At 60.4% G+C, this 12,870-nt stretch carries 15 protein-coding genes; 10 read left to right on the forward strand and 5 right to left on the reverse strand.

Features of this window, described 5'->3' with window-relative positions; all coding sequences use genetic code 11:
- The coding region (locus P353_RS29925) for a hypothetical protein (protein ID WP_232776501.1) at positions 1 to 194 on the forward strand (194 nt) is incomplete at its 5' end.
- Positions 195 to 793: 599 nt separating this feature from the next.
- Here the strand turns inward: P353_RS29925 and P353_RS13885 are convergent.
- A complete protein-coding gene (locus tag P353_RS13885; protein ID WP_003052696.1) occupies positions 794 to 1,012 on the reverse strand; it encodes a hypothetical protein in 219 nt (72 codons plus the stop codon).
- 199 nt (positions 1,013 to 1,211) lie between these two features.
- Between P353_RS13885 and P353_RS13890 the strand changes: the two genes are divergently transcribed.
- Both P353_RS13890 and P353_RS13895 read left to right on the forward strand, forming a co-directional pair.
- Positions 1,212 to 1,601 carry a CidA/LrgA family protein gene (locus tag P353_RS13890; RefSeq protein ID WP_034370325.1) on the forward strand — a complete coding sequence of 130 codons (390 nt, stop codon included), beginning with the start codon at positions 1,212 to 1,214 and terminating at the stop codon, positions 1,599 to 1,601.
- Positions 1,598 to 2,338, forward strand: a complete 741-nt coding sequence (locus tag P353_RS13895; RefSeq protein WP_034370327.1) for an LrgB family protein — start codon at positions 1,598 to 1,600, stop codon at positions 2,336 to 2,338. Before P353_RS13890 ends, P353_RS13895 begins: the two co-directional genes overlap by 4 nt.
- Positions 2,339 to 2,387: 49 nt before the next feature.
- Here the strand turns inward: P353_RS13895 and P353_RS13900 are convergent, their stop codons facing one another.
- On the reverse strand, positions 2,388 to 3,329 hold the full coding sequence (locus P353_RS13900; RefSeq protein ID WP_232776503.1) for a DMT family transporter: 942 nt from the start codon (positions 3,327 to 3,329) through the stop codon (positions 2,388 to 2,390).
- Positions 3,330 to 3,416: 87 nt separating this feature from the next.
- Here P353_RS13900 and P353_RS13905 point away from each other — a divergent pair, with 87 nt between their 5' ends.
- On the forward strand, positions 3,417 to 4,361 hold the full coding sequence (locus P353_RS13905) for a LysR family transcriptional regulator (protein ID WP_034370330.1): 945 nt from the start codon (positions 3,417 to 3,419) through the stop codon (positions 4,359 to 4,361).
- 116 nt (positions 4,362 to 4,477) lie between these two features.
- Here the strand turns inward: P353_RS13905 and P353_RS29930 are convergent, their stop codons facing one another.
- Entirely contained in the window at positions 4,478 to 4,681 is a 204-nt protein-coding gene (locus P353_RS29930; protein WP_232776505.1) for a hypothetical protein, read from the reverse strand.
- Between the two features lie 543 nt (positions 4,682 to 5,224).
- Entirely contained in the window at positions 5,225 to 5,896 is a 672-nt protein-coding gene (gene tenA / locus P353_RS13920; RefSeq protein ID WP_034370336.1) for a thiaminase II, read from the reverse strand.
- A 315-nt stretch (positions 5,897 to 6,211) separates the two neighbouring features.
- Here tenA and P353_RS13925 point away from each other — a divergent pair, with 315 nt between their 5' ends.
- The 4 genes from P353_RS13925 (at position 6,212) to P353_RS13935 (ending at position 8,925) form a co-directional block, all read left to right on the forward strand.
- A complete protein-coding gene (locus P353_RS13925; RefSeq protein WP_034370339.1) occupies positions 6,212 to 7,399 on the forward strand; it encodes an aromatic ring-hydroxylating oxygenase subunit alpha in 1,188 nt (395 codons plus the stop codon).
- Positions 7,400 to 7,543: 144 nt separating this feature from the next.
- A complete protein-coding gene (locus P353_RS28130; RefSeq protein WP_269799965.1) occupies positions 7,544 to 7,756 on the forward strand; it encodes an AMP-binding protein in 213 nt (70 codons plus the stop codon).
- A complete protein-coding gene (locus P353_RS13930; protein ID WP_034370342.1) occupies positions 7,749 to 8,048 on the forward strand; it encodes a hypothetical protein in 300 nt (99 codons plus the stop codon). The genes P353_RS28130 and P353_RS13930 overlap by 8 nt, the downstream gene beginning before the upstream one ends.
- A gap of 40 nt (positions 8,049 to 8,088) precedes the next feature.
- Positions 8,089 to 8,925 (forward strand): TetR/AcrR family transcriptional regulator, encoded by an 837-nt coding sequence (locus tag P353_RS13935; RefSeq protein WP_157839594.1) that lies wholly within the window; start codon positions 8,089 to 8,091, stop codon positions 8,923 to 8,925.
- Positions 8,926 to 8,939: 14 nt separating this feature from the next.
- Here P353_RS13935 and P353_RS13940 read toward each other — a convergent pair whose 3' ends face one another.
- Positions 8,940 to 9,896 (reverse strand): LysR family transcriptional regulator, encoded by a 957-nt coding sequence (locus tag P353_RS13940; RefSeq protein ID WP_034370348.1) that lies wholly within the window; start codon positions 9,894 to 9,896, stop codon positions 8,940 to 8,942.
- 197 nt (positions 9,897 to 10,093) lie between these two features.
- Here P353_RS13940 and P353_RS13945 point away from each other — a divergent pair, with 197 nt between their 5' ends.
- Together P353_RS13945 and P353_RS13950 are read left to right on the forward strand one after the other, a co-directional pair.
- Entirely contained in the window at positions 10,094 to 11,287 is a 1,194-nt protein-coding gene (locus P353_RS13945; RefSeq protein WP_034370583.1) for an acyl-CoA dehydrogenase, read from the forward strand.
- 259 nt (positions 11,288 to 11,546) lie between these two features.
- A complete protein-coding gene (locus P353_RS13950; RefSeq protein ID WP_034370351.1) occupies positions 11,547 to 12,809 on the forward strand; it encodes a CaiB/BaiF CoA transferase family protein in 1,263 nt (420 codons plus the stop codon).
- Positions 12,810 to 12,870: the final 61 nt, after the last annotated feature.

A 12,870-nucleotide genomic window follows, 5' to 3' on the forward strand; every position in this document is an offset into this window, starting at 1 on the left:
GCTCTTCAAATACGCAGCCACTCAGCACTGATAGACACCAAGCAGAGTACCTGCTGACAAAGCGACTCAGCTTCGCCCCCCATGTCGACATCGTGGGCGCAACGCGTTTTGTTCCAAAGGAACGCCACGACAGTTTTTTGCGCCTAAATATCGAATACAATCCGCATCCCTCCAGGGTGAGAGCTGGGAATTGAAATCCCCCACAGCAGGGCGTTCCGGTCCAATCCGGCACTACATACCCAAGCCGAGAAGGCAGCTTCGCTCCATCCAGCCTTCCGTTCTCCACGCGAAAAGCAGGCGCATCAATTACGCCACAGCCGCATGCCTTTCCCTTGCCGGGATAAGGCAGGATCTCTCTTGCTCGCTCATTTTTTCGAAGTTGCACAGTCACTGTGCATAACTTTGCACAATCTGGTGCGGACCTATGTCTTGCAATGCCATGCTTGGCATCGAGAGCATCGCCCCATCTGGCAAACATCCATTCGCTTCAATCCTTTAGCACATAGCAGGTCACCAGGGTCATTTCTCTCTGAGAAATGCCTTTTGAGCATCGCTGTGCTTGTACTGTCAACGAGATCCTTTGCTGTCAATCCGAGCAACCCAGGCTTGAGTCAAGCCACAAAAAAAGCGCTGTCCATGACAGCGCCTTTTTCCACAGATCATGTGGACATTATTGTGGATATCCGGTGAAATCCTGGTGATAACAGCACACAAGCCCTTGTACTTATGGGTTGAAAGGTAGGTTGCCTCCAAATCAGGCAATTGCAACCAAAGGGTTAACCCTTGATGATTTTCAGAGCTGACGCCGGATCACTAGTCGCCCCGACTCGGTGATATGCCAGTGCTTTTCTGCGTCCTGCTCCACCAGCCCCCGCTCCAGCAGGCGCCTGGAGAGATACTCCTTGGCGGCCGACCACAGGGAGACATCCTCGCCCAGCTCCAGCTTCTTGAGCGTTTCCAATTCATCGACCGTAGGTTCATACACAGGTGCGCGATAGACTGCGGTTTGCATGGTGACTTCTCCTAAGCTCGTGCGATGACTGGCCGCTTCGGCTACGAAGCGCCTGAGATCCAAGATAAACCTGTCATCAGCGACACGCAATAGTTACCTGCCTGCTTTACCTTTATTCACCCGAGCTATACCCCACCCTCACAGAGTTGGCAGCCTGGCAACAGGCTGCCAACTCATTATTCAGGAGCTGACCACCTTTATGCTGTATGCGCTTGCTGTACTTTTCGCCTTCCAGCTACTGGGTGAGTTCCTGGCCCGCTTTACGGGCTTGCCTCTGCCCGGTGCGCTGATCGGCACCCTGCTTTTGCTGCTGGGCCTGCTGTTTTACAAACGTCTACCCAAGACACTGGAAGACACGGCTCAGGTGCTGTTGCAGAACATGATGCTGCTTTTCATCCCCGTCATTGCGGGCGTGATGCTGGAATTCGACCATCTGCGCCGCGAATGGCTGCCGTTTGTGCTGGCCTGCATTGCCGGCGCGGCCATCACATTCACCGCAACCGCCCTCACCTTCCGCCTCTGCCTGCAGCGCCAGCGCACTCGCAAGCCGGATGAGGAGTCCGCCGCAAAGCAGGAGGCCAACGTATGAGCACCTCACTGCTTGAGCGTCTGCACACCACCTGGCTGAGCCTTGCCGAAGGCTCGCCCCTGCCCTGGCTGGTGCTGACTATGCTGGTCTATATGGCGGCCATGGCCGTCTACAGAAAAAGCGGTAACCGCCCCCTGTTGATACCGGTGTTTACGGGCGTGGTGGTCATCGTCGCCATTCTGATGATCACGGGCACGCCTTATGCCACCTACCGCAGCGGCGTATCCCTGCTGGGCCTGATGATAGGGCCGGCCACCGTGGCACTGGCCATCCCGCTGTACGCCCAGCGCGAACGCATCAGCCAGCTGTGGCTGCCCATCAGCGTGGCACTGCTGGTGGGCTGTCTGGTCGCACTGTTTTCAGCTCTGGGCATTGCCTGGGCTTTCGGCGGCTCCCAAGCCACGCTGATCGCCGTGGCCCCCAAGTCGGCCACCATTCCCATCGCCCTGCCCATGGCCGAGCGCTTCGGCGGAACACCCTCGCTAGCTGCCGTAGCGGTGGCCATTACCGGCATCAGCGGCACCATGATGGCGCCGCTGCTGTGCCGCGTACTGCGTCTCAAGGATCCGGCGGTGCAGGGCTTTGCCATCGGACTCACGGCCCATGCAATTGGCACGGCACGCGCCATTCAGCTCAACCCCACAGCCGCTGCGTTCTCCGCCCTGGCCATGGGCTTGAACGGCGTGGCCACGGCTGTGCTGATGCCTCTGGTGCTGGCGATTACTCCCTGGATCTAAAACAATAGCTGCTAGTACTTGATTCATAAACGCTGGCAGCTATTTTTGACTAACTTTTACGCTCGCTACGCCTGTAGGCTGCAAGCGCCCCCAGAACCAGTACCATCCCCAGCCACTGCACCGGCTGCGGCTTGGCACCAAACCAGAGCAAGTCCACCAGCAAAGCCATGACGGGGTAAATAAAGGACAGACCGGCGATCGCCTGTGCCTGCAATCTTTGAAATGCCGTGTACATCAGCGTGTACATCCAGGCCGTATGCACCAGGCCCAGCACCAGCACCGCACTCCAGGCCTTGGGACTGAAGAGTGCCTGGGCGCGCAGCTCCCACACCCAGGGCAGCAAGCTCAGCGCCCCCACCAGCATCTGCAGCATCGCGATCTGCGCCGGCGCAAGCCGCCTGAGCCGCTGGGTGGCCAGGGTGGCCATGGCATAAAGACCGGCTGCCAACAGTGCCAGCACAATGCCCAAGGATTGCCCTTGCGACGCCTGCTGCTCAGACAGCCCGACCAGGCCGCTGCTCAAGCCCACGCCGATCAGCGCCAGTACCAGCCAGGGCAGCCGGCTGAGCGGCAGAGGCTCGCCCTGCAACAGAGCGGCCAGCAGCAACAGCAAGAAGGGCTGCACGTGATAGACCACCGTGGCGATGGCAATGCCGCTGTATTCATAGGCACGAAACAGGCACAGCCAATTGACGATGAGCGCCACCGCCCCCAGCAGCAGCCAGCCGCTCTCGCGCCAGCTCGGCCTGGACCACTGGCCCGACCAAAGCACCCAGGCTGCCAGCCCGAGGCCGCCGAGCAGACAACGCAACCACACCACCCACAGCACGGGCAGGCCGCTCTCCAACACCAGCAGGCCGATGGTTCCGGAAAGCGCCATGGCCAGCACCATGCGCCAGTTGCCGCCAGCTGCTGCATTGGATGGCGAGGTGGCGGCCACAACCGGCTTGGAAGCCAGCGCCTGCAAAGAAGAAGAGGTCTGAGAAGTCATGATGGCATCGTCCATCAATCACATTCATGCATCAATAAAGCTTTATTCCACTTACTATTACCCAGAGATCAACAATCAAACTGAACCATGAGCACAGAGCCCGGCCTGCTTCCTGAAATGCTGGTTTTCGCCAAGGTGGTGGATCTGCGCAGCTTTGCCGCCGCCGCGCGGCAACTGGATCTGACCACCTCGGCCGTCAGCCGCAGCGTGGGCCGACTGGAAGCCCATTGGGGCGTGCGGCTGCTGCATCGCACGACCCGCTCCCTGTCCCTGACCGAGCTGGGTGCCGAGATCTATGCCGCCTGCAGCCAGCTGGCTCAGACCGCCAGCGATATCCACGCCATTGCCGGCCATTACAGCGGCGTGCCGCGCGGCACGGTGCGACTGACGGCGCCGACCATCTTTGGGGAAATCTGGCTCAGCGCACAGCTGCCCGCCCTGCGCCGCCAATGGCCCGAGCTCGAGGTCGCCGTCAGCCTCAGCGATCAGATGCAGGACCTGGCTCAGCAAGGCCTGGACCTGGCCATTCGCCTGACCCGGCCCGAACAGCTGCCGCCGCATATGGTGGCGCGCGAGCTGCGCCAAGTGCGCTACATCGCCGTGGCCTCGCCGGCCTACCTCAAGGGCCTGATCAAGCCCCCCAAGCACCCGCAGGAGCTGGGCCGCGAGCATGGCGTGGCATGCATCACGTTGGGCTATGGCGACTTCCAGAACCGGCTGCAATGGGTACACGGCCAAGATCGCAGCTCGGTGCCTGTCGCGACCGAAGTCGCCGTTCACTCTCCTTTGTCCATGGACAGCAGCACCGGAATCATCAATCTGGCGCTGCAGCACCAGGGCATAGGCCTGGTGGCAGACTTTGCCGCCCAGGCTGTGTTGCACAGTGGCGCGCTGGTACAGGTTCTGCCCGACTGGCAACTGACGGGCAATTACGCGCCGCGCACCGCTTATGCACTGTATATGCCCTCGCGCCACCTGCCGCTCAAGGTGAGGGCGCTGATTGATCACCTGGTCGAAGCAGGCAAGCATTAAACCCATGACTCAAACTGACCCAGCCGCAGCGGCCTGATGGCCAGCCGTATCGACAGTCGCTGCGGCGGCTTCCGGCCAGAAAAGAGCACGCACTTCAGCACAGGCATAAGGCAGGATTAAGGCAGGATCAGTGCCATACCGCTCAACATGCTGCCCGCATCAGCGAAGGCGCGGCCCAGCCCCGATTGCAAAACCGGCCCCGTGAAGCAGGAGAGCGCCACGCCGGTCAGTGCTGCAGAAATGGCAAGACTCGGCGCCCAGTTCCTGAAGAACAGCTGGCCGTAAAAAGAGACCCATGCGATCACCGTCAGCACTGCCATGGCCTACCATAGCCCGGGCGGGTAGCGGCTGCTGCCACCGAAGTGCGCCGTGCTGTCATGAATCGACTTCAGACTCGCCGGGAGCAGCGTGAAATAGGAATCCAAGTACAGGCCCATCACAGGAATCGCCATGGAGGCAAGAACTATGGCCCGGTATGTCGACTTTTCAATTTCCTCCCTTTCGCTGGTTGCGCCGCACATCGCATCGGGATATCCCCATTCGACCACGACAAGCTTGTGGACAAAGTCAAGCACTCAACGGGATAAGCCAGTCAAGCCATTGTTCTCAAAAGACTTTTGAAAGCATGCTTAAATTTTAAGCAAATCACACCCCGGGTCGCTCAAAACCTGCCAAATCTGCATTTCATAGCAGCTCAGGCAGGCCTGAATTGGGCTGCAGAGCAGTTCTCCCCAGTAAATCGCTACAAGCTTGTGGACAAACCCCGGCAACGCCTTGAATAAGCGAGCTAAGTCCTTGTCAGCGCAGGACAATCGGGGAGCTGATTATTTTTTAATCAACACCCCATCGGAGCCACCAAGCTCTCAGCGCAGTGGCCCTTGCCAATCGGCCAGGCGATAGGCACTGTCCCAGAACTGCCATTCCAGCCGGGCCGCATCCTTGTAGGCTGCATGCATGGCCGTGCGCGTGGTCTCGGTGGCCTCCTCGGCCAGGCGATCCACCGTGGCGCAGACGCCGCGCACCGCCGCATGAAACTCCTCGCTGGCATAGGTGTCCACCCAGGCCTGATAAGGATTGTCTTTGGCCGAGCGCGCATGAATGTCGCGCCCCACCTCGGCATAGATCCAGAAGCAGGGCAGCAGCGCGGCCACGGCCACCGGGTAAGTGGCGCTCCAGGCCGTGGCCAGCAGATAGCTGGTGTAGTGATGGCAGGCCGGCGTCAGCGGCGTGGCTGCAAACTGCTCGGGCGTCACGCCGAATTCACGCATGAAGCCGCCATGCAAGGCGCGCTCCACCACCACGGCCTCATTGGCAGCATTGGCAAACTGCACCACGCCTTCGGCGTTATCGGATTTGGCCGCCGTCACGGCCAGCGCGCGGCCATACGCAACGAGGTAGTGCGCATCCTGAATCATGTAGTGGCAAAAGCGCTCCCGGCTCAGCGTGCCGGCCGCCAGCTCCTGGTTGAAGGGCAGCTCCAAGGTACTTTGAAACAGCGCCTGGTTGGCATTCCACAGACTTTGGCTGAATGACATGATTCGACTCTCCACTGCAAAAATTCATAGCAGCCAGCGCTTTGCTGGCTGCTCTAGAAGCTGTTTTTACCTGAAATAAGCCATTTGCTATTCATACCGCTACGGCTTTGAGGTCAAAGCTGTATTGCAGCTGATGCGCTCCATTCGCCCCGAACTTGTCCGTTGATTCATACGAGCGCCAAACCAACAGACAGGGCCGAGGAAACCATAGGCTCCAAAGACCTCATTAGCCCCATTGACTGACTGATCAGTCGGTTCATAGACTTGCATCAAGGAATCACCCAAACATCACATGGATTGGAAGGAGCCAGAGGAATGAATACCAATTTTGCAAACGAGCTTCACCGCCGCGCCACACGTGCCATGCAAACCGGACTGGCCGACGCCGACACACAGGGCGGGCAGGTCGCAGTCTCCCAATACACCAGCGACGAGCAGACCACGCAGGAGCTGCGCCTGTTGCGCCAGTTTCCCCAGCCCGTGGCCGGTAGCTCATCCATTCCCACGCCCGGCGCCTGGCTGTCGCTGACTCCATTTGATGTTCCGCTGCTGTTGGTCAGGCAATCCGACGGAGCCGTCCACGCTTTCTTGAACGTCTGTCGCCACCGCGGCGCACGCGTTGTGGCCGAGGGCAGCGGCACCGAAGCACGAGCCTTCATCTGTCCCTACCACGCATGGACTTACCAGCCCGATGGCGACTTGCGAGGTGTTCCCGACTCCTTTGGCTTCCCACGCCTGAAGAAAGAGACGTCCGGTCTCAAAAGGCTGGCTGCCGTAGAGCGAGGCGGCGTCATCTGGGTGGTGCTGGACCCCACATCACCCATCAGAGATATCGGCACACACCTGGGCCCACTCATGGAGAACCTGGAGTCGCTGGACGGGCTCCACTCCCCCGTGTCCTATGCACAGCGCTCGCTCGAAGTCAACGCCAACTGGAAGCTGCTGACAGATGGCATCTTTGAAGCCTATCACTTCAAGGTTGCGCACCGCCAGACCATTGCCCACATGTTCATGAACAACCTGCAACTGGTGGACGAATTTGACCTGCACCGACGCTTGTACCTCATCAAGTCCCGCTTTCCAAAAGAGCAACCCGAGGCAAACGGCTTCGAGCCGCGCAAGTACGGCAACCTGACTTACTACTTCTTTCCCAACACGATGATCCTGGTCCAGCCCGACCACGGGCAGCTCAGCTACCTGGAGCCGCTCAGCGCCTCTCGCACCCGGATTCATGAAATCACGCTGATTCCGTCCGAGCCCGCTACGGACAAGGCTGCGGCGTACTGGAACGCCAACGTGGACCTGTACCGCCGGACTCTGGCCGAAGACTACGCCCTCGCAGAGTCCATACAGGCCGGCTTGGCCTCAGGCGCCAATGACAGTCTCACCTTTGGCTCTTTCGAGTACAGCGCGCCCCGCTTTCACACACAGCTCAAACAACAGCTGGACTCGCTCCAGCCCAGCCCTCAGACCCACAAGCCTGTGAAGACCACCACTAGCTGACCCCTTTTCTCTGCATGTGCCGCTGCGTTAGGTTGAGCCACGACCACCTGCTGAGACCCACACAGCATTTCACGAGGCAAGCCATGAGCGCCCAGAATCTGATCGACTGCTTAATGCAGCAAAGAGCAATCCCTGCAAACCGCCCTGGTCACTGCCGGCCTCCGAGCTATCAGCTTTGCGGAGATGAACCGCCAGACCAACCAGTTGGCGAATGCGCTGAAATCACTGGGGGTGGGATCGCAGGACCGGGTTGCTTTGCTGAGCAAGAGCCAGATTGATTTTGCTCAGCTGATTCTTGCCTGCGTGAAGATCGGCTCCGTTGGCATGCCGATCAGCTGGTCGCTTCAGCGTGGATGAGCTGCGCTTTGTGCTTGAAGATTCAGACGCCCGCGTGCTGATCATCGACACGCAGTTTCTGGACCGTATCGGCGCTCGCAGTACTTCGTCAGGACTGCGCATCTCGACGACAGATGGTGCCGATCCCGAACACCAACGGCTGTCCGAGCAGTCGATCTCGCATGTACTCCCGGCACTTGCCATGATCAGCTTCCTGCTGACCCAGCCAGCCTGCCTGCCAATACTGACCTTGATTTCAGCCAGCTCAAACTCATCGCTTATGGAGCCCCCCATCACCGAACCCGTGCTGTAAGCAGCCATGCAGCGATTTAACTGCGATTTTTCACAGATCTGTGGACCGACTGAAGTTGCAGGCGTCGTCACCAACCTCCCCCGAAGGCCACCGCAAAGCAGATGGACTACCGCGCACGGAATCAGGCAAGCTGCTCAAGCGCCAACTACGCGCACCGTACTGGGCGGGACAAGAGCAGGCCATCAACTCAACGAGCCACAGCACACGCGCCGCCCTCCGGCCTGTGCCCTCCCATTTCTATAATCACCGGATGCCCTGCAAACCGCTCTCTCGTAAAGAACTGATTCTGGATCGTGCCGAACAGCATTTCGCCGACCACGGATTTCAGGGGGCATCACTATCGGCCATTGCGCGGGACTGCCAGATTGGCAACCCCGGCCTTCTACACCACTTTCCCAGCAAGGAAGTGCTGTATCGCACCGTGCTCGAGGCTCAGGCACACGAGCTGATGCAGCGCATGGAGCAAGGCGTCCAGTCCGAGGATCTGCTGCAGCAGCGCTTGCAGGCCTTCATCTTGCTGCAGATCGAATGGATGCAGGCCCGCCCTGCAGGCTTCAAACTCATTACTCGCGAGCTGTTGGATAACTCCGAGCGCATTGAACAGGCTCATACCCGGCCGCTAGAGATCTTTTTGCTTCAGAGCGTGGCCTTGATTGAGGAAGGTCAGGCCGCGGGATTGCTACGTCAAGACATCGCTGCCGTTGCTTTGCTGACCATTATTCTGGGCAGCCTCAATTACGCACAGATTGTGCGCCCCACCTTCGGCAGAGCCTTTACCGAGCCAGCCCTCAAGAGCAGCGACCACTGGATGCGGCGCATCGCTGCCGATGTACTACTACTCATCAGCGCTTCAAGCTTCGCCTTAAAAAAGGCATGACGCAGCCAGTTCACTCACTCTGTTTTTCCACCACGAACATCCTGTGCGCGGCCCTGCAGCCACTGGCTGAACACGCGTAGCGCCGGCGACGGTTGTGCCTCGGTCGCCAGCGCAGGCGTGACCAGGTAATAGGCGCGGTTGCCGCGCAGCGGCTGGGGGCAGGCGACGATGAGATCGCCACGCGCAATCTCCTGCTCGATCAGCATGGGCGGGATCAGCGCCACGCCCAGACCCTGGCTGGCAGCCACGGCCAGCATGGAAAACAGTTCGAGCCGCATGCCGTCGAGCGCCCGCGGCGCATCGACATGCATCGCGTCGAACCACTGGCGCCAGCCCTGGGGGCGCGTGCTTTGCTGCAGCAGCGGCAGGCGCGCAATCACCTCGGGGCCCACCGGCAGCCAAGCGCGGCCCGGATCACGCTGCTGGGCCGTGGCCAGCAGTTGCGGGCTGCACACGGGAACGACCTCTTCGTCCATCAGCCACTGCGCCTGCACGCCGGGCCAGCGCGCCACCTGCTCGGGCGTGCCCGCATACAGGGCCGCGTCAAACACGGTGTCGGCAAACAGAAACGGCCGGGTCTGCACATCGATGTGCACTGTGATGTCAGGATGCTGCTGGGCCAGCTGCGGCAGACGTGGCAGCAACCAGCGTGTGGCAAAGGTGGGGACGGCCGCCAGATTGATGGGGCCCCCCTCGCCCTGATGGCTCATCAGATCCAGCGTGTCACGCTCCAGCCCCTGCAGCCAGCGTCCCACCTGCTTGGCGTAATGCAGGCCCGCATCGGTGAGCAGCACGCCGTGGCGCGTGCGCTTGAACAGGGCCACGCCCACAAACTCCTCCAGCGCAATGATCTGGCGCGAGACGGCACTTTGCGTCAGCGACAGCTCCTGTGCAGCCTTGGTGTAGCTGATATGGCGGGCGGCCGATTCAAAGCAGGCTAGGGCCTGGGTGGAAGGGAGAACTCTGCGCATATCTCTTGTGCTTAGAACGCATCAATCAATCTAAAAACAATGGGAAAACCCTGAATAATTCATTTATACATGCGTTTTACTCATCCGTAGATGATTATTCATCGTTTGCCAGCCCCTGTTCTGCAAACCTAATATGTGTGCAAGCACTCAGGCGGAAATGCGCCTGCAACCCGACACCTTGCATTCAGGAGATGAACATGGCCAATGGCTACCAGTGGGACGACTGCTTCCAGCTCGACCAGCAACTGACCGAAGACGAGCGCATGATCCGCGACGCAGCGCGCGATTACTGCCAGGACAAGCTCAAGCCCCGCGTGCAAGCCATGTTCCGCAATGAGTCGGTGGACATCAGCATCTTCCGCGAGATGGGCGAGTTGGGCCTGCTGGGTCCCACCATCCCCACGCAATACGGTGGCGCGGGCTTGAACTATGTGAGCTACGGTCTGGTGGCGCGCGAGATCGAGCGTGTTGATTCGGGCTATCGTTCCATGGCCTCCGTGCAATCGTCTCTGGTGATGGTACCCATCAACGAGTTCGGCACCGAAGCGCAGAAGATGAAATACCTGCCCAAGCTGGCTTCGGGCGAGTTCATCGGCTGCTTCGGCCTGACCGAGCCCGACCACGGCTCCGACCCTGGCTCCATGGCCACACGCGCCTACAAGGTCGACGGCGGCTATCGCCTCAAGGGCAACAAGATGTGGATCACCAACAGCCCCGTGGCCGACGTGTTCGTGGTCTGGGCCAAGGAAGTCTCCGAGGACGGCACTGTGGGCCAGATCCGCGGCTTTGTGCTGGAAAAGGGCATGAAGGGTCTGTCCGCCCCCGCCATCCACGGCAAGGTGGGCCTGCGCGCCTCCATCACCGGTGAAATCGTGATGGACGATGTGTTCTGCCCCGAAGAAAACGCCTTCCCCGAGGTGCGCGGCCTCAAGGGCCCGTTCACCTGCCTGAACAGCGCCCGCTTCGGCATTGCCTGGGGCGCACTGGGTGCGGCAGAAGACTGCTGGCACACCGCCCGTCAGTACACGCTGGACCGCAAGCAGTTCGGCCGCCCCCTGGCCGCCAACCAGCTGATCCAGAAGAAGCTGGCCGATATGCAGACCGAAATCACGCTGGGCCTGCAAGCCGCGCTGCGCGTGGGCCGCATGAAGGACGAGCACCAGAACGTGATCGAGATCACCTCTCTGGTCAAGCGCAACAACTGCGGCAAGTCGCTGGACATCGCCCGCATGGCGCGCGACATGCTGGGCGGCAACGGCATCAGCGACGAGTTCGGTGTGGCCCGCCACCTGGTGAACCTGGAGGTGGTCAACACCTACGAAGGCACGCACGATGTGCATGCGCTGATCCTGGGCCGTGCCCAGACCGGTATTGCGGCGTTTGCTAATTAACTCCCCCTGAGCGGCTATGCCGCTTCCCCCTCTCTGGCGCTTCGCGCCGGAGGGGGACGGGAACCTCGCTGCGGGACGGCCCTTGCTCGTTCCCCCTTGCGAAAGGGGCGGTGCCGGCCTCCAGCAATAAAAACCCTTCCGCTATCTATTTGTTAGCTTCTACCGCTTGATTCGCATGGGTTGTGAATAGTTTTTCGATCAAAGCCCATGCCAATACAGCGCAAGCAGCTTCTGTTTTCATAGTTCTTAGATTCCCCACATGAACGCATCCGCATCCACTCCCACAGGCGCATTGGCAGGCATCAAGGTGCTGGATCTGTCGCGCGTGCTGGCAGGTCCATGGGCCACGCAGATGCTGGCCGATCTAGGGGCCGATGTGGTCAAGGTGGAGCGCCCGGTTGCTGGCGACGATACGCGCCACTGGGGCCCTCCTTTTCTCAAGGACGATAGGGCCAACGATACGCGCGAGGCCAGCTACTTCACGGCCTGCAACCGCAACAAGCGCAGCCTCACCGTGGACATGGCACACCCCGAAGGCCGGGCACTGCTGCAGCGCATGGCGCAAGAGGCCGATGTGGTGGTGGAGAACTTCAAGACCGGAGGACTCGCGCAATACGGTCTGGACTATGAGAGTCTCAAGGTGTTGAACCCGCGCCTGGTGTACTGCTCCATCACAGGCTTCGGCCAGGACGGCCCTTATGCCGAGCGCGCCGGCTATGACCTCATGGTGCAGGCCATGTGCGGCCTGATGAGCATCACCGGCCATGCCGATGGCGAACCCGGCGGAGGCCCGCTCAAGGTCGGCGTGGCCGTGATCGACGTGTTCACGGGGCTCTATGCCAGCAATGCCATCCTGGCTGCACTCAACGCCCGCGACAATGCGAGAAACGGCACCGGTCAGGGCCAGTACATCGATATGGCGCTACTGGATGTGGGCATGGCTGTGCTGGCCAACCAGGCTGCAGGTTTTCTGGCCACCGGCCAGGCGCCGGGCCGCGCCGGCAATACCCACCCCAGCCTCGCTCCCTATCAAGACTTTGCGACATTGGACGGCAATGTGCTGCTGGCCATCGGCAATGACGGTCAGTTCGCGCGCTTTTGCGCGGCCATCGGGCAAGACGGCTGGGCCCTGGATGCACGCTTTGCCACCAATACAGCCCGTGTACATAACCGTGCGGCACTGCTGGAGTTGATGAAGCCACAGATGCTTCAGCGCAGCACGGCTGACTGGATTGCGCTGCTGGAAGACAAAGCCGTGCCATGCGGCCCCATCAACACCATTGCCCAGGCCTTTGAAGACCCTCAGGTCAAGGCACGCGGCATTCAGAAAAGCTTGCCGCGCAACGCCTGTGACGGCATTGGCCATATCGCCACCGTCGCCAACCCCATACGTCTGTCGGCCACGCCGGTGACTTACCGCAACGCCCCGCCAGCCCTCGGCCAGCACACCGATGAGGTGCTGCGCGAATTCGGACTTGATGACAACGCCATTGCTGCGTTGCATGAGCAAGGAGTGGTTTGAGGCCTTCACGGCCAAAGCAACCTCCTGACAACAAAAGAGGGCCCAAGCCCCAAAAACCGCA

Source organism: Comamonas testosteroni (assembly GCF_000761245.1).
In the GTDB taxonomy this organism is placed as follows: Bacteria; Pseudomonadota; Gammaproteobacteria; order Burkholderiales; family Burkholderiaceae_C; genus Comamonas; species Comamonas testosteroni_C.

Coding starts and splice junctions, on each gene's coding strand:
- P353_RS13945 (WP_034370583.1), top strand. CDS start 10,094: ATGGCCAATGGCTACCAGTGGGACGACTGCTTCCAGCTCGACCAGCAA.
- P353_RS13950 (WP_034370351.1), top strand. CDS start 11,547: ATGAACGCATCCGCATCCACTCCCACAGGCGCATTGGCAGGCATCAAG.
- P353_RS13905 (WP_034370330.1), top strand. CDS start 3,417: ATGAGCACAGAGCCCGGCCTGCTTCCTGAAATGCTGGTTTTCGCCAAG.
- P353_RS29930 (WP_232776505.1), bottom strand. CDS start 4,681: ATGGCAGTGCTGACGGTGATCGCATGGGTCTCTTTTTACGGCCAGCTG.
- P353_RS13925 (WP_034370339.1), top strand. CDS start 6,212: ATGAATACCAATTTTGCAAACGAGCTTCACCGCCGCGCCACACGTGCC.
- P353_RS13885 (WP_003052696.1), bottom strand. CDS start 1,012: ATGCAAACCGCAGTCTATCGCGCACCTGTGTATGAACCTACGGTCGAT.
- tenA (WP_034370336.1), bottom strand. CDS start 5,896: ATGTCATTCAGCCAAAGTCTGTGGAATGCCAACCAGGCGCTGTTTCAA.
- P353_RS13940 (WP_034370348.1), bottom strand. CDS start 9,896: ATGCGCAGAGTTCTCCCTTCCACCCAGGCCCTAGCCTGCTTTGAATCG.
- P353_RS13900 (WP_232776503.1), bottom strand. CDS start 3,329: ATGACTTCTCAGACCTCTTCTTCTTTGCAGGCGCTGGCTTCCAAGCCG.
- P353_RS13890 (WP_034370325.1), top strand. CDS start 1,212: ATGCTGTATGCGCTTGCTGTACTTTTCGCCTTCCAGCTACTGGGTGAG.
- P353_RS13895 (WP_034370327.1), top strand. CDS start 1,598: ATGAGCACCTCACTGCTTGAGCGTCTGCACACCACCTGGCTGAGCCTT.